This window comes from Pedobacter cryotolerans (assembly GCF_005116475.1).
Taxonomy (GTDB): domain Bacteria; phylum Bacteroidota; class Bacteroidia; order Sphingobacteriales; family Sphingobacteriaceae; genus Pedobacter; species Pedobacter cryotolerans.
Genome location: NZ_SWBO01000011.1, coordinates 88,275 through 114,297, shown reverse-complemented (window position 1 = coordinate 114,297; position 26,023 = coordinate 88,275). Strand labels below are relative to the sequence as shown.

Sequence of the window (26,023 nt, the reverse complement as noted above, 5' to 3'; positions counted from 1 at the left end):
TTATTAGACTTTTTATGAAAAACAATATCCTTTCTTCAGAGCAAAGTCAACAATTGTTGGCAACACTCAAAGCTCGTTTCGAAAAGAATATGAACAGACATGTAGACTTGGTTTGGGAAGATATACAAGCGAATTTAGTCGCAAATGCGGATAAGCTTTGGATACTCGATAGCATGGAAGAAACAGGTGGTGAACCCGATGTTGTTGGTTTAGATGAAAAAACTGGAGCATATCTCTTTTTTGATTGTGCCGCCGAAACTCCAAAAGGTCGAAGAAGTTTATGTTATGATGCCGAAGCTTTAGCTGCAAGGAAAGAACACAAACCTGCAAACAGTGCCATAAATTTGGCTAGCGAAATGGGTATTGAAGTTTTAAATGAAGAGCAATACCGCTATCTGCAGCAGTTTGGTAAATTCGACACCAAAACCTCAAGCTGGATTAAAACACCTGATGAAATAAGAAAACTAGGTGGCGCTTTATTTTGCGATTACCGCTATGGTACAGTTTTCGTTTACCACAATGGTGCAGAATCATATTATGGAGCGAGAGCTTTTAGAGGTTGTTTAAGGGTTTAGAAAATTTCTATGAATACATTTATACCAACATCGCTGAAGAAGTTTTACCAAATAGAAATTGATGCTTATCAATTAAGCTTTAAATTAGGCAATTTACAGAAGGCTTGGCGTCATTTAGAAAGAGCTCATGTTATTGGACAGGCATACCCTATTGAACATAGTTATGCACATTGGAAAATGTTGCTGTTTGGTATTAAAATCAAAAGCTATCGCGAAATCATTGGTCAAATACCTAGGTTGTTGGTGGGTGGTGTTAAATCTTTTGTTGGGAAAGTTCCTGTAGGTAATACTGGAGGCTCAAATGTTCCTCCCTTAAAATCATTGCCCATCGGTGATGATCTACTAGCGATCTTTAAACAAGCAGGCTTACAATCACCTAGATAAAACACTGTGAACTCATATAATCCACCAGCTCTATTTATTTATTTTAAAAAAGAGTTTGATGTAAGTTTAGTACCCAATAAATTTTCTTTAATCGAAAATACCAAACCTCATCCACTTTGTGTAATAGCCGCTGAAGAATTGCAAAACCACATTTTAACCCAAAAAGAATGGCAACATAATTTTGGCTTGGATAATGAAAGCGCTGGAATGATAATTGGCAAAATGTTTGGCGTTTTAGTGGTTCAAAATCAACAAAATGAAATTGGATATTTAGCTGCATTTTCTGGCAAATTAGCAGGCGCCAACCAGCATGATAAATTTGTACCGCCAGTATTTGATTTATTAACTGAAAATGGTTTTTTAAATATTGGCATGAAGGAGTTAACTTTAATGAACAAAGAAATTAAAAGATTGTTGGATGTTGATAAAAGAGCCAATGCAACGCAAATTGAAGCATTGAAAGTAAAACGTAAATCACATTCTATCGCTTTGCAAAATAAAATATTTAATCAATACCATTTTTTAAATCAAGCTGGAGAAACCAAGAGTTTAATTGAACTCTTTAGGGATGCTGGTTACAAAAACCCTCCGGCAGGTGCAGGTGAGTGTGCCGGACCAAAACTTTTACAATATGCTTTCCTTCATCAACTTAAACCTTTAGCATTATCGGAGTTCTGGTGGGGCTTGTCGCCAAAATCTGCAACCTGGAAACACAAAGAATTTTATGCTTGCTGTAAAGAAAAGTGCGAACCGATTTTAGCGCACATGCTTAATGGCCTATAAATTTGCTAATTAAATTTGTAATTTAGTTAGCATGAATTTAGATATAGCTTACTACAACAATCAAAGCCAAACAGACCAAGCCATTTGCGATTTATTAGCCAATACAATTGACAATGAATTAACCGAAGCTGAAAGTAAAATTTGGCACGCACACCCGGTTTGGTTTTTGGCCGGCAACCCAATTGTGGGTTACAGTAAAGAGAAAAAAGGAATTAGGTTGATGTTTTGGAGCGGTGCAGATTTTGAAGAAGAAGCTTTAAATATAAAAGGAGCTAAATTTAAAGATGCTGCACTTTTTTATAATGAAATAACCGAAATTGATTTACAAGATTTAACCCGCTGGCTACAAAAGTCAAAAACCATTCAATGGGATTATAAAAACATTGTAAAACGAAAAGGTAAATTAGAGCGAATTGTATGAACGTAACACCTGAACATAACGAAAAAATAGCCAAAATGACTTTTACTTCGGTTTACCCACATTACGTAACCAAAGTAGAGAAGAAGGGCAAAACAATAGCAGAATTACATGAGGTAATTATTTGGCTAACTGGATATAATGAAGAAGAACTGCAAAAGTTCATCAATGAAAAAACCACCTTTAAAGACTTTTTTGAGCAAGCTAATTTGCACCCAAATGCCAATTTAATTACTGGTGTAATTTGTGGTTACCGCATCGAAGAAATTGAATATCCATTAACCAAACAAGTAAGGTATTTAGATAAATTGGTTGATGAATTGGCCAAAGGCAAAAAGATGGAGAAAATTTTGAGAGTTGGGTAAAATGTAAACGCTCACTTTGTCAATCTTAATCTACATCTGCCATTAAGATTGACAAAGTTTAAAACTGATCCTTTTACATATACTTTAATATTTTTAGACTTACGAAGTTTTTTAAACTTCGTAAGTCTTCAATTTTTCCCATCGCCAAATTGATTAGGTATTGTAAAACGAAATAATTCACGCATTATAAATATTGTAAGGGTCATGCTAAGCAAACATTAAAAAAAGTTACTGCCTTGAGTTATCTAGCCCCCGATTGAGCGAAAATACTTTTTGTTGCATCATTTCGAAGGAGGAATCCCGATAAATCGGGAAGAAATCTGAAAGTTAAACGCTACTACACTTCAGATTTCTCTCCGCCGTGGCGGATCGAAATGACGGAATAAGATCACAAAAAGATTGTAGCAAAAGCGGGACTTCTAGAAGCTAGATGCACAGAAATTGCGCTTCAAAAACCTTTTACAACCTATACAAACAACAAACTGATCGCTAATTAGTTAATTTCCAATTTATTAAGCTTCCAACTATTTAAATATCGCACTGTGAATTACCGATTATTAACCGTACCTTTGCGGCTTAATTAAAAAATGTTATAATGATAAACCCATTTAGTAAATTGGGGATAAGTGATGACGTTGTTAATGCCGTAAAAGAGCTAGGATTCGAAAATCCTACGCCTATTCAGGAGCAATCTATTCCTGTACTGTTAGAAGGTAGTAACGACTTTGTTGGTTTGGCCCAAACAGGAACAGGAAAAACAGCCGCATTTGGTTTGCCGCTGTTAGAATTAATAGACTTTAAAAGCAATAAACCGCAAGCACTAATTTTGTGCCCTACGCGTGAGCTTTGTCTACAGATTACTAACGACATCAAGAATTTCTCTAAAAACACGCAAAATGCACACGTGGTTGCCGTATACGGTGGCGCTAACATTATGCAACAACTACGCGAAATACGCAATGGCGTACAAATTGTAGTGGCCACGCCCGGCCGTATGTTAGATATTATTGGCCGTAAAGCCATCGATTTTTCTAGCGTTAAATATGTAGTATTGGATGAGGCAGATGAAATGTTAAACATGGGCTTCCAAGAAGACATTAACGACATTTTATCGACTACACCAGACGATAAAAAAACATGGTTATTCTCTGCAACTATGCCTCCTGAGGTTCGTCGCATTGCTAAAAACTACATGGAAAACCCTGTAGAATTAACCATGGGCACTAAAAATGCAGGTAATGTAAACATCGAGCACGAATATTATATCGTTAAAGCTCGTGATAAATATGCTGCTTTAAAACGTATTGTAGATTTTAATCCAGAAATTTTTGCAGTAGTTTTCTGTAAAACCAAAATGGATACACAAGACGTTGCTGAGCACTTGATTAAAGATGGTTACAATGCAGATTCGTTACACGGAGATTTATCTCAACAACAACGTGATAAGGTAATGCAACGTTTCCGTGATCGTAACATGCAATTGTTAATTGCTACAGATGTTGCTGCTCGTGGTATCGATGTTAGTGGTGTAACCCACGTAATTAACTTTTCTTTACCTGATGAAATTGAAAGTTATACCCACCGTTCGGGCCGTACTGGTAGAGCTGGTAAAACTGGTATTTCTATTTGTATCATTAACTCAAAAGAAACTGGCAAAATCCGCCAGATTGAAAGAATTATTGGTAAACAATTTACAAAAGCAGAATTGCCTACAGGTTTTGATGTTTGCGAAAAACAATTGTTCTCATTAATTCATAAAGTGCACAATGTGGAAGTAAATACTGAGCAAATTGACCAGTATATTCCGCGTATTATGGATGAATTTGCTGAATTAAGCAAAGAAGATATCATTAAAAAGTTTGCTTCATTAGAGTTTAATCGTTTCTTAGATTACTATTCTAAAGCACCAGATTTAAATGTTAGTGCAGACGATCGTGGTGATAGAGGTGAGCGTGGAGAACGTGGCGAACGCGGAGAACGTGGCGCTAGAAACTTTGACAATAGCAACTACACTCGCTTATTTATTAACGTAGGTTCGGTAGATGAATTTACCAGAGGTGATTTATTAGGTTTTGTTTGTAACAATGGCAAAATTAGCGGTAAATCTGTTGGTAAAATAGATTTAAAAGGTGTTTTCTCTTTTATTGAAGTAGAAAATGATGCAGTTGATGCCTTATTCACCAACTTTAAAGATATTAAATTCAACAATCGCGATGTGAGAATTGAAAAAAGCGGTGATGCACCAGTTGGTGGCCGTAGTGAAGGTGGAGAAAGACGTGGTGGTGGTGAGAGAAGAAGTGGTGGCGGTGGCTACGGTGGTGGAGAAAGAAGAAGCGGAGGCGGTGGTTTCGGCGGCGGCAGAAGTGGCGGTGGAGAAAGAAGAAGCAGCGGCGGCGGAAGCGGAAGACGTGAAGGCGGAAACAGCGGCGGTGGTAGCACTGGTGGTGGTTTCAGAGATTTCTCTGGTCGCTCACGTGAAGATAAAGGTGGCAACACTGGCGGAAGCGGAAGACGTGAAGGCGGTGCTGGTAGCGGCGAAAGAAGACGTAGATCTTAATTAGCAGTTTTCAGTTAACGGTTTTCAGTTAACATACACAATAACAACAAAGCCTCGACAAATTGTCGAGGCTTTGTTGTTTTAACGTCATATCGAACGTAGCGCAGCGAGGAGATATCTGTTTCCAACAATCACTGCTCTGGCCAAACTTCTACAAGTAATTCAGAGATTCCTCCTCGTGAAAAACTCGTTCGGAATGACGGTCTATAAACTACTTCCCAGCAGGTCTAATTCTAATCTGACTAGCTTTTAAATAAACTTTAGCTCCTTTGCTATTGATGTAATATTTATTGTTTTTACCATCAATATAAACGTTTGAGCCATCTGGTGCCATTCTGCCTTTAAAGGTCTGATCTGCTACTTTAGCACCTCCTTTAACCGCAACTTCTGCCGTTTTATTACCTACGCTTTTAGCGCCTTTTTCTACAGTTTTACCTGTTTTTTGTATTACTTTACCAGCTTCTGTTTTTTTCTCTTGTGCATTTGATGTAAAAGTTACCGAAGCAACCATTGCCATAGCAGCTAAACTGCCTATTAAAATTTTTTTCGTTTTCATAATGTTAGATTTTTGATAACAACAAATTGTAATAAAATATTGTTTTAAAATCTGATAGAAAAGCAATTACACTAAACAATAAGTTGCGAAAGTCCCGCTCTATGTTTTATTTCGTCCCAACCTAAAGGTCGGGACTACATGCCGACTCCTATCGGGTTATAAAACGCTGGGTTTTTGGTACTATGTAGGACTTACTTGCACATGCCTAAATTAATAGCCCCTATTGAAGTGGAAATACTTTTTTGTTGTCAATCCTAAGCGCTTGCCCGCCGTGACTGGTATAGAAGGAAACAAAAAAGATTGGAACAAAAAGAGGGACTAACATTGATAAAAGCGTTACAATTGCGCTTCTAAAAATCAATGTAAAACATGTGCCGGAGGATTATACAAAGCCTTTTGTTTTTGTTTACAAATGGTATAAAATTGGTTGTAAGCTACTTCCATTTCTTCCGGATTTTGCTCTCCTACATACTCCATAAAATAAATATATGCTTTAGGCTTAAAATCGGCTAAAAAATCGAGGAGCATAACCGCAAAAACAACTTGTATTTCATGTTTATTCTTTTTCAATATCCGATCTAAGCCTTGCTCAAAATGAATTTTCTCTAAGTGCGATGAAAAAACTCCGCCCTGCGGAAAAATGCCCAACATGTTTTTTGGCTCACTTAATAACGATGCGGCATAATCTAACGACTCTACTAATGTTCTAGATTTTTTATTTACGGAAAAGCAACCAATGTATTTTAGCGGTTTAAAAAGTAACATCTGCTCTTCTAAAACCATTACCTTAAATTCCTTTTTAAGCACTTTTCTGCATAAATAGTGCATCATTGGCCCATCGTTAAAACTAAAATGGTTCATTAAAAGCAAGGTTGCAACATCCTGATTTACTTTTGGCTGATCTATAAATATAATTTTAGAAAATTTAGATAAAATGAATTTCTCTGCAGCTAACATGAGCCATTGAATAAATTTGATCGGTTTATCTTTAATTATCATTTTTTTTAAGTTGATTTGCCAAATAACTATTCATTGTTGCGTTTACCAATTCGTGTCCTTCATCAAAAATATGCAAATTAGGCTCATTTAAAAGCTTACCAAAACGCTCTCCAATACTACTTGGAAACAATTTATCTTTTTTGCCAAAATACAAATGGCAGTTTAAATTATGCTTATTGATGTGATTAGCAATCACTTTTCGATCGAAAGACAATTGTGCATAATATGTGATGGTATTGTAGCAAGCCAACCGTGTTTCGGTTGTACCAAATTCTGCTTTTAAAATACGATAAATTGAATCATCAATATAACTAAGCTTAAGTAAGGTATTTAGCAAAAAAAATACTGTTTTAGGACTATAAACTAATTTATAAAAAAACCTATTGATGATGAAATTTGACCCACCTAATTTTAACAATTTGTTAGGCTCAATGCCATCTGGTGCTATCAAATAAATTTGCGCTAATTTTTCAGGGATACTTTCAATTAAACATAATGCCATTCTGGTGCCAATGCTATAGGCAAGCAAAGAAACTTTTGCAACATCAGGGTAATTAACCGCTAAAAACTTGCTGATTTGTTGCGCAAATAATTTCGATTGTAAACCTTTTCTAACCGCATCAACTGAATGATCATTTATCTGAGTTTCGCCGTGAAAAAATAAATCAAAGCTGATAATTTTATACTTTTTACCTAAAGATTCCTCAAAGACTTTAAACTGCGTGCCACGCATACCAAACCCATGAAAAGCTAACAAGAGTTGTGTTCCACTACCATATTCGTAATAATGCAGGGTGTTTTCTCCGGTATTAAAAAGCGGCATAATTAATTTAGCTTTTCTGTAAGCATCTTCATCTCTAAAATTGGCGAAGAATTTTTGTATAAAATATTATAAACAGCCTTACTTATAGGCATGTCTACTTGATATTTCTGATTGATAAAATCCATACAATTTACTGCATAATAACCTTCGGCAATCATATTCATTTCTAATTGAGCCGATTTAACGGTATAACCCTTGCCTATCATGTTGCCAAAAGTTCGGTTACGGCTAAATTGAGAGTAAGCAGTTACCATTAAATCGCCTAAATAAGCCGATTCATTGATATCTCTATCAATTGGATGTACGGCATCTACAAAGTTTTTAATTTCTCTTATCGCATTAGAAATAAGTACCGCTTGAAAATTATCTCCATAGCCCACACCATGACAAATGCCACTAGCTACGGCATAAATATTTTTTAAAACCGCAGCATATTCAGTACCGAAAATATCATCAGAAACATTGGTTTTAATATATCTTGTACCTAAAAAGCCAGCAAAATCTGAAGCCAAACTTACGTCCATACAAGCAATTGTTAAATAGGATAGTTTTTCTAAGGCAACTTCTTCTGCATGGCAAGGTCCACTAATTACTAAAATATCGCTCAGCGGAATGTTAAATTTTTGATTGATATATTCGCCAATAATTAAGTTCTCTTCGGGCACTATCCCTTTAATTGCTGAGATGATTTTCTTTCCTTTTAAATCATCAGCATTGATATCTTTTAAGGTGTTTTTTAAAAAAGCAGCTGGCACATTTAAAACGATGTATTCTGCTTGTTTAACAATTTCAGCAATGTTAGAGGAAATGTGGTTTGCTGGAACTTTAATTTCAACAGAGCTTAAATAATTAGGATTGTGCTTAAATGCCTTGATATGATCAATTGCTTCTTCATTTCTCATCCACCAAAAAATTTCTTTTTCGGTTAAATTATCTGTTAACATTTTTATAATTGCTGTGGCCCAACTGCCACCTCCAATCATCGCAATTTTTGGTATCATATACTTTAGTTAATGACAGTTTAAAATCTAAAAAACCATCTTAAATATAAAAGGTTTAACTAAGACATGTTTGCCTTAATTAAACCTTTCAAAATTGCATTAAAAAAATTTAATTATAGTGTTTTGGGAAATTACTTTTTCTTATCAGTTGTAAATAGGTTTTCTTTAGTAGTCTCTTCTACCTTCATCCCATCTTTTAATTTATTCTGAATTGCTGAATATGGGCCACTTACAATTTTCTGCCCTGCTTTTAATCCCGATTTTACAATGATATACTGATCATCTTGAATACCTGTTGTTACTTCTGCTTTTTTAACTGTTAAAGCTTTATCGTCATATAAATAAACAAATTGCTTTACTTTTTTGTCGTTTAACTTAACTTTTTGCTTATCCTGATTTTGATCCGTTGGTGCGGTTGATTTAGCGTCAGTAGATTTTGTTCCATCATCAGTAAAAACAGCTTGAATTGGTACTGATAATGATGTTTCTGATTCGCTTTCAATGTCTACAGTTGCAGATAAACCTGGTCTAAATGGAGAAGGTAAATCTTTAGCACCACCTTTTACTGAGCTATACGATTCTGCAAGTATTCTTATTTTTACAGAGAAGTTAGTAACCTGATCTACCGATGTAGAAGCAGTACCTACACTAGTTGATGAACTTGCAATTTCGGTAACAATACCTTTAAATTTTTTGTCTGCAAAAGCATCTACTTCAATTGATGCACTATCGCCAACATTAACGCGGTTAATATCATTTTCATTTACATCAACGTTAACTTCCATAGAGGTTAAGTTAGAAATACGCATAATTTCTGTACCAGCCATTTGCGATGTTCCTAAAATACGATCGCCTAATTCGATTGATAATTTCGAAACAACACCATCAACTGGAGAATAGATTGTTGTACGAGCTAAGTTTGCACCAGCTTCTTTTACGTTTGCGCCAGATTGTTCTAAACCAAATTTAGCACCTGTTACATTTTCTTTTGCACTAGCCAAATTTGCTTTAGCACTTAAATAGGCAGCTTTTGCCGCATCAAACTCTGAGGCAGAAATTACTTTTTTATTGTAAAGCTCTACATTACGTTTATAAGTTGCTTCTGAATTTGCAAAGTTTGCTTGATTTTGTATCAATTGTTGTTGAGATGATGCAACAGTTGCTTTTTGCGAATTGTATGAAGCCACAGCTCTTTCATAACCAGACTGTAAAATATCAGGACGAACTTTACACAACAATTGGCCTTTTTTAACCAAATCACCTTCTTTAACCAAAAGTTCGGTTACCTCGCCAGATACTTCTGAACTTAATTTAACTTCAGTTTCTGGTTGGATTTTACCACTTGCAGTTACCGTTTCTACAACTTTTTTGTCGCCAGCTTTTTCTATTGTAACTTTTTCTGTTTGCTCACCACCAATCAGTCCAGCAAATTTTGCACCAACTAAAAGTACCAATAGTACGCCTACGCCAATTAAAATGTGTTTAAGTTTCATAATATATTATAGTGTTTTGTATAAATGTTGTAACGTTAAAATGTTGTAAAGTTGAAATGTTTTGGATACCAATCCTTAAACATCACTATCTTCTACCTTAAAAAGTAATTTGTTTACCTAAATAGTAATCGATTACTTTAGCTCTAAAAATTAAATCGTATTTAGCTTGTATCATGTCAATTTCTGCTCTATTTCTATTGGTTTGAGAAGTGCTAAAATCCAATGAATTTACTAAACCTTGTTCGTAACGTTGCTCTACCGCATAAAAAGCATCTTTTTGTGCATTAAAAACATTTGTAGTAGATTGATACCTACCTTGTGCTGCCTTTAAATCTACAACTGCCTGCGAAATTACTCTATTTAAATTATTTTTAGTCAATTGCTCTTGCACTTGTGTGTTCTGGTATTGCAACTTAGCTCTTCTTACATTTGATCTCACTGCATAACCATTAAAAATAGGTATTGATAAATTAATACCAACAGACTGATTGAAGTTATCTCTAATTTGTGAGAAAAATTGTTGGTTGGCTAGAGTTCTTATAATATCAGGTACATCTCTAACCACAGCTTGGTTTGTGCTGCCAACTCTACCAATGGTATCTTGCCTAAAACCATTATTAATATCAGTTACTGACTGTCTACCACTAGAATAATTTGAACCTAAACCAGCATTTAATGATAATCGCGGCGTATAAGCACCTTTTGCAATTGCAATTTCTTTTTCTGCTGCTGCTGTTCTTAATGCAGCTAATTTTACATCAGGAAAAGTATTTAAAGCATTGTTATAAACCTCAGCAATGGTATTTTCATCACCTATGTTAGCACTTTCTGTAACCATTGGGGCTTGCACTTCAAAAGTGTTTTGCGGAGGCATCTCCATCAATTGATTTAAAGTTAAATAAGAAATTGATAGGTTATTTTGAGCATTAGTTACATCCAATTCTGAAGTTGCAACTTGAGATTTAGCTTGTGAAATATCAGCAATAGTTTTAGTACCAGCATCTAATAATGCTTGCTCTCTATTTAAAGTTTGTTTGGCAACTTCTAATTGTTGTTTAGATGCTTTTAATAAATCTCTATTAAAAAGTATTTGCATGTAAGCAGTAACTACTTGAAGAATTAAATCATTTTTTACTTTTTCTACATTGGTTTTATCTGCATCTAACAAAATTCTGTTTTGCTTAATTTGGTTCATTTTCTGAAACCCTTGAAACAAATCTACACCTGCACTTAAATTACCACTTGCACCCGTAAATTGCTGACTAATAAAGGTGTTTGTTGATGGATCAATACTTCTACCAAAGTTTTTGTTAACATTTGCATTACCATTTACTGTAGGGTATAAAGCATTTTTAGATTGAGTTAAATTCTCATCGCTTATTGCTGCACTAAATTGGGCTTGCTTAATTTGCAAGTTATTTTTTAAGGTATTTTCTACTGCTTGTTGTATAGTAATAACCTCTTGTGCGGTAGATTTTTGTGCAGTAAAAGCAACAAAAATTAAGGTAAATACTAAGGAAAGCTTGGTCAATAAGCTGTTTTTGGTAGCGTGTATCATCTGTTTGTTTTTGTTTTCTCTGATCTTCAGATGGAGCTTATGGTTCATCATAATTTGTTTCGCAATAATATAAATAAACAATTAATTGGTTTTTTAAATTTTGTAAGTGCAACCTAAATATTACTTTTGGTGATGTACTTGGTTAAATCTCCACTTTTTCTCAAATGGTATTATTCTGAATTAGTTTGGAATATGCCTCGCTCTGAAAAAATTGTTTATTTAACCTTTGACGATGGACCCATACCCAATGTTACAGATTTTGTTTTAAATACTTTAAAAAGCTTTGGCATTAAGGCTACTTTTTTTTGTATTGGCGATAACATCATTAAACATCCTGAAACATTTGAACGCCTAAAAGCAGAAGGTCACGCTGTAGGTAATCATACATTTAACCACCTAAAAGGATGGAAAACTGATGATAAAACCTATCTTACAAACACTTTAAAATGCCAAGAGCTTACTCAAAGCAACCTTTTTCGTCCACCTTACGGGAGGATAAAAAAAAGCCAAATCAAAAAGCTTAACTCAGTTTTCAGTTCTCAGTTTTCGGTTAACAATTCACAAACTGCAAACCCAAAACTGCAAATTGTAATGTGGGATGTGTTAAGCGGTGATTTTGATGCTAACCTTAGTTTAGAAAAGTGCTATAAAAACGTGATCAAGAATACAGAAAATGGTTCTATCATTGTTTTTCACGACAGTTTAAAAGCTTTTGATCGCTTACAATATGCATTACCTAAAACTATCCAGTACTTAAGGGATAAAGGTTACCAATTTGGCACACTTTAACATTTGCAAATGTGCTAAGTTAATGCCAAACATAAGCACATCTATAAAACACTAAATATCAATACACTAATTAATTTTTGACATTTAAAATGTTCAGTTACGAACAATACTGTGCGATATTGAACAGAAAAATTGGGATTAAAAATTTTATAGTGATAAGCTAATTCGCAATAAAATTTTAACTTAGTTGCTATAAACACATCATTTTATGAAAAAAGCTACGCTCTCATTTAAGCTATTCTGTATTTGCCTATTTTGTATACTTACAACAGCAAATGCCCAAGAAAAAGAATTACAAATAATTACCAAAACCAATGGTGATAAAAGTGTAAGCTTTACCGCCGAAAAGCGTTCGCCAGGCACTTATACTATTGTAATGAATTTTAAAGACCTTAACAATGTAGCTAGCCTTGGTAATTCAATTTTTAGAGTAAAATACCTGAACGATAATTTTTTAACATTAAATCCAATAGATAAAACCAAAGGAATTGGTTATGGATATAGTTATACTTATATAAGAGGTGAATTAAAACCAAAATACAGTGCACTATTCTTATATGCTCTACCTTACACAAAAGGCAAAAAAGTAAGAGCGGTAGAATCTAGCTTTTTTAACGCTACTTATTTTGGCTCAACAACTCCAGAAGACTGGAAAGCTTATCGATTTTATACAGAAAAAGCAGATACAGTTACCGCCATAAGAAAAGGAATGGTAGTTAGCGTTTCTGATTTATATGATGAAGATAATAAAGATGTTACCTATACAAGCAAAGTTAATTCGGTAATTATAGAACACGCGGACGGTTCTTTGGCAACCTATAAAGGATTTAAAAAAGGCATATTCGTTAAAGAAGGGCAAACTGTTTTTCCAGAAACAGCGTTAGGCATTAATAGCATAACTAACGAAAGATATGGTATCTCATTAATGCTAACCTATTTAAAATCGGTAGATTTTGAAGCCAACAAAAAAAGCAAGGATTCTAAAAGCTTATACGGATTTATTACGCCTTACTTTTGTACCGAAGAAAATTTAAACGGCATTTTGACTAATCAAAAATATTATACCTCGGTAATTACACCAGAAATTGTTCAGAAAGAAATGAGCAAAAAGGAAATCAAGAACTTAGAGAAAAAGTAATTGAATTAGTAAATATTCCTTTGCGTTTCTGCAACCCTAAATAGTAGCATTAGTTTTTGTTACCTAAACGGGATTGACGCGAAAATACTTTTTGGCTTAAAACTTACGAAGTCTTCTAACAAAAATATAAGATACTTCGTAAGTTTTAAAAAAAGCCAAAAAGATTGAAGCAAAAGCCCGGCTTGCGTTAATTTTTATTACTGAAACTGCTTTTCTAAATAGAAAAATGAACTTCTTGCTTTCTTTATAGACTATTTAACTTATTTAGAATTATCCTAAATAATATTATGAAATAGAGATGATAGCGTTAAGCCTATTTTTTTTGTAAATTCGCTACCAATTAGACGAATAGATTACCATTTAAACCAATATCATCAATGGCTTTTGATATAGAAATGATTAAAAAGGTTTACGAAAACTTTAGCACCCGTGTAGATGCGGCTCGCAAAGTTGTTGGCAGACCTTTAACACTTTCAGAGAAAATATTATATACTCACCTTTGGGACGGAAATGCAAAAACTGCATTTAAACGCGGAACAGACTATGTAGATTTTGCACCAGATAGAGTTGCTATGCAAGATGCAACAGCTCAAATGGCACTTTTACAATTTATGCAAGCTGGCAGACCACAAGTTGCAGTGCCTTCTACCGTACATTGCGATCACTTAATTACTGCTAAACTTGGCGCAGAAATAGATTTACCTCATGCTAATACAGAAAGTAAAGAAGTTTTTGACTTTTTAGCTTCAGTTTCTGATAAATATGGTATTGGTTTTTGGAAACCAGGTGCAGGTATTATTCACCAAGTGGTATTAGAAAATTATGCTTTTCCGGGTGGAATGATGATTGGTACTGATAGCCATACTGTAAATGCAGGTGGTTTAGGTATGGTTGCAATTGGTGTTGGCGGTGCTGATGCTTGCGATGTAATGGCTGGTTTACCTTGGGAGCTAAAATTCCCAAAATTAATTGGTGTAAAGCTAACTGGTAAATTAAACGGCTGGACATCGGCTAAAGATGTAATTTTAAAAGTTGCTGGTATTTTAACTGTAAAAGGTGGTACTGGTGCAATTGTAGAATATTTTGGCGATGGTGCGATTAACCTAAGCTGTACTGGCAAAGGCACTATCTGTAACATGGGTGCTGAAATTGGTGCAACAACATCAACATTTGGTTACGATGAGAGCATGGAACGTTATTTACGTGCTACCAATAGAGCAGATGTTGCTGATGCAGCTAATGCAATAAAAGGACATTTAACTGGTGATGATGAAGTTTATGCAAATCCAGAACAATATTTTGATCAATTAATTGAAATAAATTTGGATGAATTAGAACCATATTTAAATGGTCCGTTTACACCAGATTTGGCTACTCCTATTTCTCAAATGAAAGAGGTTGCGGCTGCAAATGGTTGGCCAATGAAAGTAGAATGGGGCTTAATCGGTTCTTGTACCAACTCATCTTACGAAGATTTATCTCGTGCGGCTTCTATCGCCAAACAAGCAATTGATAAAGGTTTAGGCATTAAAGCTGAGTTTGGTATTAATCCAGGTTCTGAGCAAGTGCGTTATACTGCAGACCGAGATGGTTTATTAGGAACATTTGAAGATTTAAATGCAACTATTTTTACCAATGCTTGCGGACCATGTATTGGTATGTGGGACAGAACTGGTGCAGAGAAGGCAGAGAAAAATACCATTGTACATTCATTTAACAGAAACTTTGCTAAGCGTGCTGATGGTAACCCAAATACATTTGCATTTGTAACATCGCCAGAAATTGTAGCAGCTATTGCAATTGCAGGCGATTTAGGTTTTAATCCACTAACGGATACCTTAACAAATGATAAAGGCGAACAGGTAAAATTAGATCCGCCAGTTGGCGATGAATTACCTGTTAACGGTTATGCTGTAGAAGATGCAGGTTACCAAGCACCAGCCGAAGATGGTTCTGGAGTAGAAGTTTTGGTTTCGCCAACTTCTCACCGTTTGCAATTGTTAGATCCGTTTGCAGCTTGGGAAGGTACTGACTTAAAAGGCTTAAAATTGTTAATTAAAGCTAAAGGTAAATGTACAACCGACCATATTTCTATGGCTGGCCCTTGGTTAAAATTCCGTGGTCACTTAGATAACATTTCTAATAATATGTTAATTGGTGCAGTTAACTACTTCAATGATAAAACTGACAATGTTAAAAATGCTTTAACTGGCGAATATGGCCCTGTACCAGCAACGCAACGTGATTATAAAGCTGAAGGTTTAGGATCTATTGTAGTTGGTGATGAAAACTATGGTGAAGGTTCTTCTCGTGAACATGCAGCTATGGAGCCTCGTCATTTAGGTGTACGTGCAGTATTGGTAAAATCTTTTGCTCGTATACACGAAACTAACCTTAAAAAACAAGGTATGTTGGGCTTAACTTTTGCTGACAAGAATGATTATGATAAAATTCAAGAAGATGATATCATCGATATTCATGGTTTAAAAACGTTTGCTCCTGATGTTCCGTTACAAATGGATTTACATCACGCAGATGGAACTAAAGATGTAATTACCGTTAACCATAGCTACAACGCTCAGCAAATTGAGTGGTTTAAGGCTGGTGGTGCATTAAATATCATTAGAAAAGAAGCAGCTTTAAAAGCAGCTGGATTATAATAAGTCCGAAAGTTTTTAGACTAGAAGTCTGAAAGATTGGATTTCTAACGTAAAAAATCCCGTTTTGAGTAAAATCAGAACGGGATTTTTTTATGAAAACCAATAGCAGTAGTTCTTCGGCAATGAAAGCCCTGCTATCCGCTACAATCTTTTTTGATTTCCTTCGACTTCGCTCAGGATGACAATCAAAAAAGGATTTTCGCTGCTATCAGGTTTAGAACTTAAGTAAATCTATGTTGGAATAAAACTATTCTTCTCCAATAAATGGTTCCTCGGCTAAAAGTTTATCAATTGCCTCAACCTCATTTTCAAAAACATGCAATTGTATTCCGCTAATTGAAGTATTAAAAACCGGATAAACCAAAGCTGCATTTTCACCAGTTAAGAAACAATTGAAACCAGCATCTTTTAATCTTAACATTACCACATTGGCTTCCATTGGGTTTTCGAAAGTTTTATAAACTACTATTTTATCATCCATATTACAAAGTTGCACTAATTATCTATACTTAAACCAATTTGTTTAAGCAAAATTGCGGCATTAAATTTATCACAAGGTCCATTTTTAATTTTATAATCAAATTCCATTTCTCCGTTATTAATTTGAATATCAAAATGGTAATTTCGAACAGCTTCTGTATGCATGGTTTGCAATTCAGACAATTGTAAATCATGCGTAGCAAACAAAGTAGGCGTTTTTACACGAATTAATTTTTCTATAAAAACCTTCGAGCCCAAAAATTTATCCTTGCTATTTGTACCTCTTAACATTTCATCAATTAAAACTAAGGGGTGATTATTGATTTGCACCTTTTCGAGGATCATTTTTAAGCGGTTAAGTTCTGCCTTAAATGTTGAGGTACTTTCGTTAAGCGAATCTTTTATTCGCATATAAGTAAGAATGTTAAATATGGATATTTTCATCGATTTTGCACAAACTGGCACTCCAGCATAAGCCATAATCATGTTGATACCCAATGTGCGTAAAAACGTACTTTTACCCGCCATATTAGAGCCAGTTACAATATCAACCGTAGGTTTAGCATCAAGAGAAAAATCATTAGCAACACATTTTTGCCTAGGAATTAACGGATGTCCTACATCTTGAGAAACTAAACAAAAATCATTTGTTATAATAGGAAAAACCCAGTTAGGATTGTTATAACTTACTGTTGCTACAGAAATTAACTCTTCAAAATAGCTTATTCTTTCCAACCCATCAGCCACATTTGAGGAAGAAGTTTGATGCCATTCAGCCAGTTTTGCACAACACCTTAAATCCCACAACAGCGTAAAATTTAACAAACCACCAACCAATAAATTTAACCTCGCATCAAATGCCTGTATAATTTTCGAAAGTTTTTTAATTTCGCTACTCACTTTTTTATCAGAGGTAAAGAGATTTTTAATGTATTCACTTTTCCAATTGCGCTCTTCAGTCCATTTAATGGCAGCTGCATAATCTGCCAACAAAGTAGCACTGCCACCAAAACCATAGTAAACTTCGTTGATGTGTTTCATCAAGAAAAAAGTTAAGCCAGCATGGATTAGTAAAATTAAAATCAAAATACCCCACAACTTGCCTCCAGCAATAATCCCTGCAGTAATAAATATTGGCATTACAAACGGTAATATTTTAATGTAAACTTTTAAAACCGGTTTATTCATAAATTCAAGCTGCTTGCCTAATTTATCTTTTAACTTTTGTTTAAGTTGATCGATTCCATTAACATCATTTCCTTTTAAAATTGCTCTAAACTCAAAAGTTCCATCAATATTTTCTGTTAACTCTTGTACCGCTTTCTGTCGCTGATCTATTTTTATTTTTACATTGGGTAGCGCAAGTTGTGCCGCTAATAAGTTAACTCCTATTTTGGTACTGCATCTATTAATCAACGCATATAATGATGATTTTCCGAAAATATCCAGATCTGAAAGGTACGGATGGTTTTCATCTTCAAAACTGGTTCCGTTATCGTACCCATTTTCTTGTAAAGTAATTACGTTTACTTCGTTTTGGTAAACCCATAAAAGATCTTTAAAATAATTTTCAGCTTTGCTTAAACGGCTTTGTTTTTTAACAACCACTACAAAAACAGCTATCGGAACTAATATCAAAACACCAAAAACCCAAATTAATGTTTCATTTTCTGAACTTACAAAAAGCACAAATAATAAAATTTCTATGAGCAACAGCGCTACTCTCAAAAAAGAAAATCGATCTATTTTGGTTTTAAGTGAAGCGATTTTTTGAGAAGTTTCTATTATCGCTTTGCTATATTTTTCTATTACTTGATTTTGACTTGGTTGCATCTTTAACTTTTAAGAAGGCAAAGCTAACCTATTAAATTTCTTTTAAAAACTCTTGCCACCAATAACCAGATTTCTTTATCGTTCTTTGTTGAGTTTTAAAATCGTTATACACCAAACCAAACCTCGCTTCATAACCTTCTGCCCATTCAAAATTATCCATTAAAGTCCAAGCCATGTAACCAGTAATATTTACACCTTCGTTTTTTGCTTTTAGCATAGCTGATAAATAAATTTCGAAGTAAGCAATACGCTCATTGTCATTTACCTTTCCATCAATTAATTTGTCATTAAAAGCTGCGCCATTTTCGGTAATCATCAATTCTTTGATATTCGGATAAGCTGCAAATTGTTTAATAATATTGTAAAAACTATCTGCATTAATTTCCCAACCCATTTTGGTATGTGGTTTTTTACGACTTTTGGCTTTTACTTCCCAAGCTTGTATTACAGGTATAAATGCATTAAATTTTACGGTTAACGGAAAATAATTTTGCAACCCGATGTAATCAAAATCTAAAGTCATTCTTTCTTGATGGCGCCAAGTAGAATGGCTGATGGCAAATTTTTCAAGCACATCCCAATTTGCCGTAGGAAAACCCATACCTAAGGCTGGCTCTACAAAAAACCTGTTCATTAAGCAATCTACTCTATTAGCAGCCAATAAATCAGCATCACTTTGTGTATAAGGAATAATTTCTGAACATGAAAAAGTGGTGCCTATTTTGGCATTTTGCACTTCAGCTCTCAAAATCCTGCCACCATCGGCTTGTGCTATAGCAGTATGTAGTGCAGCATCAAAAAAATTAGCCAATCCTGTTTCGCCTGGTGCATGAATACCCAACATATAACCTAAAGAGGTAAACCCGAAAGGTTCATTAATAACAATCCAATTTTTTACTTTATTACCGTAAGTTTTAGCGCAAAGCGATACAAACTCATTAAAATCAGTATTGATACTATAAGATGTCCATCCGCCATTTTTTGATAATTCTTCGGGTAAATCCCAATGGTACAACGTAATATATGGGATTAAATCATTTTTTAAACATTCATCTATCACCCTGTGATAAAAATCTAATCCTTCTTGATTAATTTCTCCCCTACCAAAAGGTAAAACTCGAGCCCATGAAATGGAAAATCTAAAAACTTTAAATCCTAGTGTTTTTACTAATGCGATATCTGATTGATAATGATGATAAAAATCACATGCAATTTTCGGATTGGCTCCTTTTTTAATTTTTCCGTTCCGTTTAGAAAATGTATCCCAAATAGATAAACCTTTACCATAACTATCTGCTGCACCCTCTATTTGAGTTGCAGCAACGGCTATCCCCCATAAAAAATCACTACCAAAATCTTTAGCGTTAAGCATTTGTGAAATAAATTTAGCGAAGATTACAAATTACCATTAACTTAACATTAATTATTTGATTTAGTAAAGCATTGATGATTTTTTATATTTTTACTACATGATGCGCTTGTTAACTCTCTTCTTTTTATTAGTGGTTTTTAAAGCTAATGCGCATAAGGCTACCCCAACAAATGATGAGTTAGTTAATGCCATCAATATTTCAGCAACCGATGGCAGTTGTTCTACAGACCAAGCTTATGGTAATATTGAAGCCACCACCAGTACCACTGGCGTACCTTTAAATTGGAATGGTGCCATTGGCAAAGATGTGTGGTTTAAATTTACTGCCACAAAATTTGATGTAGCGATAACAGTAAATGGCCGAGTAGATGGGGCTAGTTTAAATACAATGCTCAATCCTTTGGTATCTATTTACACTAATGATCCTTTACTTGGAGGTTTTGTAGAGCTTTCAAACGTTATGGTTTCTTCTAGTAATGTAACTAGCATTAACAAAGGTGGATTAACCGTAGGTCAAGTTTATTATATTAGGGTAAGTGCGGCTAACAATAATGAAGGCACTTTTAAACTTTGTGTAGATAATTATTTTCCCCCATTACAACCCGGTCAAGATTGTGGAACGGTATCTATTTTATGCGGAATGGATAAATTTACGCAATTGAATGTAACTGGTGCAGGCACAAACAACAGAGAAATTGCTGGCACTTGCTTGCAAAGCGAAAATAATGCGGCTTGGTATATGTGGACCGCAGCTAAAAGTGGAGCTTTTACATTTTTAATTACGCCAACTGTTACTACTAATGATATAGATTGGGTTTTATATGATTTAGGAGCTGGGGGAACTTGTGCAAATATAAGTGCAGCAACTGCTATAAGATGTGCAGCAGGCAGCGGAGTTCAATGCCCTCCTAGCGAAACTCCATACTACATCACAGGACTGAGTATGACTGAAACTGACCTAAATGAGAGCTTAGGTTGTGGACCAAATAAAAATGGATTAGTAAGATTTGTTGACATGGTTGCAGGACACACTTATGCTTTATTAGTTGATAATTTTACTGGAGGAAATAATGGTTTTAGCCTAGAATTTGGAGGTGATACGGAGTTTATTGGGCCAACTTCTGAAATAAAAGTAGATAGAAATGATGCTTGCACACCTACACAAAGTTATACTTTTACAAGTTTAGCAACCAATGCAACTGCATTAAAATGGACTTTTGGAGAAGGTGCAAGTATTGCTACCGCAACCGGACCTGGACCATATACAGTTACTTATACCACTTCTGGAGATAAAACTGTTGTTTTAGAAGCAACCGGAACAAAAGGTTGTAATGTGGTAAGTACGCAAACCTTTTTTGTAGCCACAAAACCAACTAAACCGATTATATCGCCCTCTTCAATTAAACTTTGTTACGATGATGTTTTAAAGTTAAGCACCCCAACTGTAAATTTAGGCAGCTATTTTTGGACTGGCCCTAACGGATTTACCTCTGCTGAGCAAAATCCTGAAATTAGAATAACGGGACCTGAAAACTCTGGTGATTATACGGTATACACCAAAGTTGGCGATTGCACGAGTGAGCTAACAACATTAAATATCCCCTTAATTGATACTAGGTCAGAAGCCTTTTTTGATATTAGCATTTATAATCAATGCTTACCTAACCAGAATTACGTTTTCATCAATAAATCATTAAACTATACTAGCTTTACTTGGGATTTTGATGGTGGCCTAGAAACTACTGATGCCAATGGCGACAAACGAGTTACTTTTAGCACGAATGGATTAAAAACAATTACCCTTACTGTTAGCTCACCAAATGGATGTACATCTACCCTTTCTAAAGCAATTAATGTCCAATTAAAACCAGCAACACCAATAATTACGGCAAATCAACCCAAATTTTGCTTAGGCGATACGATGAAATTTGCTGTGGAAGAGGTAGAAGGTGTAACTTATGAATGGATAGGGCCAAATAACTTTAAAGCAAATACAGCAGCCATTGAAATCCCTGTTAATGATTTTAATGTTGCAGGAAAATACCAAGTTTTAATTAAAATTGGTGCTTGTGTAAGTGATGTGGCTGAAATTATTATTCCACCGATAGCCAAAATTCCAGTTGCTGCTTTTGGTACAGACCCATTATTTAACTCTAAATTTACTACACCATTACCTCTATTTTTTAAGAACAACTCAAAAGATGCAGATACTTATTTATGGGAATTTGGCGATGGAAATACCTCAACAGAGGCTAATCCAACTCACATTTATAAAACCAGTGGCACTTTTAAAGTAAAACTTACCGCATTTGCTGATGAAGGTTGCTCAAACTCCGTACAAGTTGGAGATTTGATTATTTTAGATGCCGCTCTTTTTATCCCAAACACATTTTCTCCAAATCAGGATGGTATAAACGACGAATTTGTGGTAACTGTGCTAAATTTAAAAAAATATGAGTTATTCATATATAATAGACTGGGCGAAAATGTGTTTCAAACCTCAAACATATTTAACAATTGGAATGGGAAACACAAAAATCAAGATGTACCAGTTAGCACTTATTATTATGTTATTTTTGGGAAAAACATCTACAATCAGGATGTTAAATATACTGGATCATTAACCTTAATTAGGTAATTTTAAAAAATCTAAATCAACTGTTTTGAGAATAACACTAATAGCTGTAGGTAAAACCGAAGACAAATATCTGATTGAAGGAATTGAAAAATATCTTTCGAGATTAAAACACTATATCAACTTTAACATTGTTATTATTCCTGATATTAAAAATACCAAAAGCCTGTCTGAAGCTCAACAGAAAACAAAAGAAGCAGAATTAATCAGTAAACAAATTAATCCCACAGATGTGGTGGTATTGTTAGATGAAAAAGGAAAAAAGCATAGCTCTATATCTTTTTCTGCATACCTAAATAAACAAATGATTGGTAGTGTACAAAATTTAGTTTTTATAATCGGTGGTCCTTACGGCTTTGATGAAACGATTTATAAGCGTTCAAACACTAGCGTTTCACTTTCAGACATGACATTTTCTCATCAAATGGTGAGGCTATTTTTTGTAGAACAATTATATCGAGCATTTACAATTTTAAAAAATGAGCCTTATCATCATGCATAAATCTAATTTAAAACAGAAATCGTAAATAATGTGTTAAAATAATATCAGTATGGAAATTTTCACTTTCCAACATCATTAAACAAAAAGGAGAAATTATGCTACCAGGAGACTATAAGAGAAAATATAAGTTTAGAACTGATACCTCACGAGAAAGAAAATATTTTAATATTGCAATAATAGCTTGCATTATTATTGTAATTCTGCTATCTATTTTCTTCTAATAATTCAAACAAAAAGCACCAACCTCACGGTTAGTGCTTTTATTAAAAAGTTTAAAAACATATATTAAACACCTTTTTTGCTAGTCATACTTGCTTTTTTAGCAGGTGCTGATTTAGCCGTTGGCGCTTTTGCATTAGTTGGTTTTGCTTTTGGTGTAGCTGCTTTAGCTTTTAAATCTGCTTTGTCATCAGCTTTTGCACCTTCAACCTCTGTACCTGGAGCAGCTTCAGTAAACAAAGGCATATCTTTTATGATATGATACCAAGTTAAAATTTTCTTCATATCTGAAGTATAAACTTTTTCTTGATCATGTCCTGGAGCAACTTCTAGGAAGAAATTCTTCAAAGTAGTTCCATCAGCCTTAGCATCTGGTGCAGTTGCTTTTTTAGCATCAATGTTAGCTAAAACATCAATCAATTTCAACTCTTCATCTTCGCCATAAACAGTAATATCTTCTAATGAAGCTAATTTTGTGTTAGCAATGTTGGCTACAATTTTCAATTTTTGTTCGTCTAAACTTTCAAGTACATAACCAGATTTGTTCTGTCCTACTAATTTAAATAACCCTGGTCTGCCAGAAACGGCAACAATTCCTCTTAAATTCATATATTTTTTGTTAAGCGCAGGGCGATTTGCGTTAGGCGTACAAGACGCTAAACGCTATTCGCTTTACGCGTTTTCTTCTAAAACCTCGATTGATAAAATTTGATCACCTTGTCTAATGTCGTCAACAATGTCTACATTTTCTACTACTTTACCAAAAACTGTATGCACACCATCTAAATGTGCAGTATTTGCTCTACTGTGACAGATAAAAAATTGTGATCCACCGGTGTTTTTACCTGCATGCGCCATTGATAATACACCACGATCATGGTATTGGTTGGCACCACTTGTTTCACAATCAATTTTATAACCCGGGCCACCAGTACCTGGCATACCGCTTGCGCCATCTTTAGAATTTGGGCAACCACCTTGAACCATAAAATTAGGTATCACACGGTGAAATCTAATTCCATCATAAAAGCCTTCGCTTGCTAACTTTTTAAAATTGGCAACTGCTTTGGGAGCGTCATTATCATAAAACTCTACAGTCATTTCGCCTTTTTCTGTCTTTATTATTGCTTTACTCATTGTGTTTTTTCGTTAGAAATTTAATCTTTAATAAAAATTATCAAAAGTTTTATAACTATAACTTTAGCTAAATTAACTTAAAATAAATTTGTAAAAGGCAAATTTAACAAAATCTACCAACTAGCTATAATAATACCTCATAAATCTTAGCTCTTTATAAATATGAAAAGCGATTTTTTGGCGTTTATTAAAGATAATAAATTTCGTATTCGGTTTCAAAAAATATACATTCGTGTTGGGCTATCAATTATGATTTCTAAAAAATATATATTCTTTTTTGTACTCGTATTTTTATCTGCTGTTGTAAAAGCATCATCAATATTAATTTATATGGATGAAGGCCAGAAAAACCACCTAAAAGCTTACGGAATTGCTTATTGGAGCATTGCAAAACAAGCAGAAGTAGATTGGCTTTTGAATTACCGAGGCGGAAGTTTTTTAGTAAAGTACAATAAATTAGTGGAGGATGAATGCAAAATTCGGGGTGTTTCATACGAAGTGATTGCCGATGGACGAGTGAATATAATTTTAAATGAAATTAATGACCCATCGGTAAACATGGAAATGGTGAAGCTAGAGAAAACACCAAAAATTGCGGTTTACTCGCCAAAAAGTAAACTACCATGGGATGATGCTGTAACCCTAGTTTTAACTTATGCCGAAATACCTTATGAACTGATTTATGATGATGATGTTTTAAAGGACAAACTCACCAAATACGATTGGTTACACTTGCACCACGAAGATTTTACGGGGCAATATGGTAGGTTTTGGGCATCTTTTAGAAATGCCACTTGGTACCGCGAAGATGTAAAATACCAAGAAGAAGCCGCAAAGCGGAACGGATTTAAAAAGGTAAGTGAAATGAAACTCGCAGTAGCCAAACGCATTAAAGAGTTTTGTGCAGGCGGAGGATTTTTATTTGCGATGTGTTCTGGAACAGATAGTTTTGACATTGCACTTGCTGCAGAAGGCGTTGATATTGCCGAAAATATGTTTGATGGTGATGGCACAGACGCCAATGCTCAAGCTAAAATTGATTATGAAAAAGCAGTAGCTTTTAAAGATTTTAGAATAGACATGAACCCAAATAATTACGAATTTTCGGACATTGATGTTACTCAAACGAGAAGTTTTATTGCTTCTAATGATTATTTTACACTATTTGATTTTTCTGCCAAATGGGATTTAGTACCAACTATGCTTACACAAAACCATGATAAGGTAATTAAAGGTTTTATGGGACAAACCACCGCTTTTAGAAAAAGCTTGGTAAAACCAAGTGTAACTGTTTTGGGCGAAAATAAAGGCGGTGCTGAAGTGAGATATTTACATGGAGAAATTGGCAAAGGGCAGTTTACTTTTTATGGAGGCCATGATCCTGAAGATTACCAGCATCAAGTAAATGACCCACCAACTGATTTGAGTTTACATCCTAACTCTCCTGGTTACCGATTGATATTAAATAATGTACTTTTTCCGGCAGCTAAAAAGAAACCTCAAAAAACGTAGTTGTAGGTTTTTAAACTCTTTTTTTAGTGGGAATATTCAATTTAGCTTTTGGCCAGTATTTTATTCTCAATTAGTTAAGCGTTTTGCAATGAAACTTTAATAGCTGCACAAGCTTTTGTTAAATAAACGGGATTGAAGTGTAAATCCTTTTTGTTTTTTGTTAAGCTTTGACAACTTTTATAGCACGATATATAGAAAGTTGTCAAAGCTCAAAAACAAAAAGATTGAAACGAA

The 26,023-nt window shown here is 34.5% G+C and carries 23 protein-coding genes; 12 read left to right on the top strand and 11 right to left on the bottom strand.

Translation table 11 applies throughout. From position 1 onward, the window contains the following. Positions 1–14: 14 nt before the first annotated feature. The 6 genes from FA045_RS16170 to FA045_RS16145 all read left to right on the top strand — a co-directional run bounded on the left by FA045_RS16170 (position 15) and on the right by FA045_RS16145 (position 5,082). Positions 15–575: a DUF4256 domain-containing protein gene (locus FA045_RS16170; protein WP_136878121.1), complete on the top strand. Its 561-nt coding sequence runs from the start codon at positions 15–17 to the stop codon at positions 573–575. Between the two features lie 9 nt (positions 576–584). Then, positions 585–959, top strand: a complete 375-nt coding sequence (locus tag FA045_RS16165) for a DUF3703 domain-containing protein (RefSeq protein WP_205943179.1) — start codon at positions 585–587, stop codon at positions 957–959. Between the two features lie 6 nt (positions 960–965). Next, positions 966–1,742, top strand: a complete 777-nt coding sequence (locus FA045_RS16160; protein ID WP_205943178.1) for a hypothetical protein — start codon at positions 966–968, stop codon at positions 1,740–1,742. 31 nt (positions 1,743–1,773) lie between these two features. Beyond that, entirely contained in the window at positions 1,774–2,163 is a 390-nt protein-coding gene (locus tag FA045_RS16155) for a DUF1801 domain-containing protein (protein ID WP_136878119.1), read from the top strand. After that, positions 2,160–2,525 (top strand): DUF2200 domain-containing protein, encoded by a 366-nt coding sequence (locus FA045_RS16150; RefSeq protein ID WP_136878118.1) that lies wholly within the window; start codon positions 2,160–2,162, stop codon positions 2,523–2,525. The genes FA045_RS16155 and FA045_RS16150 overlap by 4 nt, the downstream gene beginning before the upstream one ends. Positions 2,526–3,120: 595 nt before the next feature. After that, on the top strand, positions 3,121–5,082 hold the full coding sequence (locus tag FA045_RS16145; protein ID WP_205943177.1) for a DEAD/DEAH box helicase: 1,962 nt from the start codon (positions 3,121–3,123) through the stop codon (positions 5,080–5,082). Between the two features lie 211 nt (positions 5,083–5,293). On the opposite strand, the gene FA045_RS16140 is transcribed toward FA045_RS16145, so the two are convergent. From FA045_RS16140 to FA045_RS16115, 6 genes are all read right to left on the bottom strand, one after another. Next, positions 5,294–5,638, bottom strand: a complete 345-nt coding sequence (locus FA045_RS16140; RefSeq protein ID WP_136878117.1) for a hypothetical protein — start codon at positions 5,636–5,638, stop codon at positions 5,294–5,296. Positions 5,639–5,995: 357 nt separating this feature from the next. Further along, on the bottom strand, positions 5,996–6,637 hold the full coding sequence (locus FA045_RS16135) for a 1-acyl-sn-glycerol-3-phosphate acyltransferase (RefSeq protein WP_136878116.1): 642 nt from the start codon (positions 6,635–6,637) through the stop codon (positions 5,996–5,998). Next, entirely contained in the window at positions 6,627–7,460 is an 834-nt protein-coding gene (locus tag FA045_RS16130; RefSeq protein WP_136878115.1) for an alpha/beta hydrolase, read from the bottom strand. Before FA045_RS16130 ends, FA045_RS16135 begins: the two co-directional genes overlap by 11 nt. A 2-nt stretch (positions 7,461–7,462) precedes the next feature. Continuing rightward, the gene (locus FA045_RS16125) at positions 7,463–8,461 is read right to left on the bottom strand and encodes an NAD(P)H-dependent glycerol-3-phosphate dehydrogenase (protein WP_225871364.1); all 999 of its coding nucleotides are present in this window, start codon (positions 8,459–8,461) and stop codon (positions 7,463–7,465) included. 131 nt (positions 8,462–8,592) lie between these two features. Continuing rightward, positions 8,593–9,954 (bottom strand): efflux RND transporter periplasmic adaptor subunit, encoded by a 1,362-nt coding sequence (locus tag FA045_RS16120; RefSeq protein ID WP_136878114.1) that lies wholly within the window; start codon positions 9,952–9,954, stop codon positions 8,593–8,595. Positions 9,955–10,051: 97 nt separating this feature from the next. After that, positions 10,052–11,512 carry a TolC family protein gene (locus tag FA045_RS16115; protein WP_136878113.1) on the bottom strand — a complete coding sequence of 487 codons (1,461 nt, stop codon included), beginning with the start codon at positions 11,510–11,512 and terminating at the stop codon, positions 10,052–10,054. A gap of 132 nt (positions 11,513–11,644) precedes the next feature. On the opposite strand from FA045_RS16115, the gene FA045_RS16110 reads away from it, so the two are divergent. From FA045_RS16110 to FA045_RS16100, 3 genes are all read left to right on the top strand, one after another. Beyond that, on the top strand, positions 11,645–12,301 hold the full coding sequence (locus tag FA045_RS16110; protein ID WP_136878112.1) for a polysaccharide deacetylase family protein: 657 nt from the start codon (positions 11,645–11,647) through the stop codon (positions 12,299–12,301). Positions 12,302–12,509: 208 nt separating this feature from the next. Beyond that, positions 12,510–13,439, top strand: a complete 930-nt coding sequence (locus FA045_RS16105) for a M23 family metallopeptidase (protein WP_136878111.1) — start codon at positions 12,510–12,512, stop codon at positions 13,437–13,439. 377 nt (positions 13,440–13,816) lie between these two features. Further along, positions 13,817–16,099 (top strand): aconitate hydratase, encoded by a 2,283-nt coding sequence (locus FA045_RS16100; RefSeq protein ID WP_136878110.1) that lies wholly within the window; start codon positions 13,817–13,819, stop codon positions 16,097–16,099. Between the two features lie 247 nt (positions 16,100–16,346). Here the strand turns inward: FA045_RS16100 and FA045_RS16095 are convergent, their stop codons facing one another. The 3 genes from FA045_RS16095 to FA045_RS16085 are packed head-to-tail and all read right to left on the bottom strand — an operon-like array spanning position 16,347 to position 19,784. Then, positions 16,347–16,580, bottom strand: coding sequence for a putative signal transducing protein (locus FA045_RS16095; RefSeq protein WP_136878109.1), 234 nt, complete (start codon positions 16,578–16,580; stop codon positions 16,347–16,349). Between the two features lie 14 nt (positions 16,581–16,594). Continuing rightward, positions 16,595–18,412, bottom strand: coding sequence for a MutS-related protein (locus FA045_RS16090; protein WP_136878108.1), 1,818 nt, complete (start codon positions 18,410–18,412; stop codon positions 16,595–16,597). Between the two features lie 31 nt (positions 18,413–18,443). After that, on the bottom strand, positions 18,444–19,784 hold the full coding sequence (locus FA045_RS16085) for a GH1 family beta-glucosidase (protein ID WP_136878107.1): 1,341 nt from the start codon (positions 19,782–19,784) through the stop codon (positions 18,444–18,446). Positions 19,785–19,881: 97 nt separating this feature from the next. Between FA045_RS16085 and FA045_RS19160 the strand changes: the two genes are divergently transcribed. Continuing rightward, a complete protein-coding gene (locus tag FA045_RS19160; RefSeq protein WP_136878106.1) occupies positions 19,882–22,422 on the top strand; it encodes a PKD domain-containing protein in 2,541 nt (846 codons plus the stop codon). 25 nt (positions 22,423–22,447) lie between these two features. Continuing rightward, complete coding sequence (gene rlmH / locus FA045_RS16075) at positions 22,448–22,921, top strand: 23S rRNA (pseudouridine(1915)-N(3))-methyltransferase RlmH (protein ID WP_136878105.1); 474 nt, start codon at positions 22,448–22,450, stop codon at positions 22,919–22,921. 285 nt (positions 22,922–23,206) lie between these two features. Here the strand turns inward: rlmH and FA045_RS16070 are convergent, their stop codons facing one another. Together FA045_RS16070 and FA045_RS16065 are read right to left on the bottom strand one after the other, a co-directional pair. Then, positions 23,207–23,749 carry a DUF5606 family protein gene (locus tag FA045_RS16070; protein WP_136878104.1) on the bottom strand — a complete coding sequence of 181 codons (543 nt, stop codon included), beginning with the start codon at positions 23,747–23,749 and terminating at the stop codon, positions 23,207–23,209. 63 nt (positions 23,750–23,812) lie between these two features. Then, complete coding sequence (locus tag FA045_RS16065; protein WP_136878103.1) at positions 23,813–24,277, bottom strand: peptidylprolyl isomerase; 465 nt, start codon at positions 24,275–24,277, stop codon at positions 23,813–23,815. Between the two features lie 330 nt (positions 24,278–24,607). Here FA045_RS16065 and FA045_RS16060 point away from each other — a divergent pair, with 330 nt between their 5' ends. Continuing rightward, a complete protein-coding gene (locus FA045_RS16060; protein WP_136878131.1) occupies positions 24,608–25,789 on the top strand; it encodes an asparagine synthetase B in 1,182 nt (393 codons plus the stop codon). Positions 25,790–26,023: the final 234 nt, after the last annotated feature.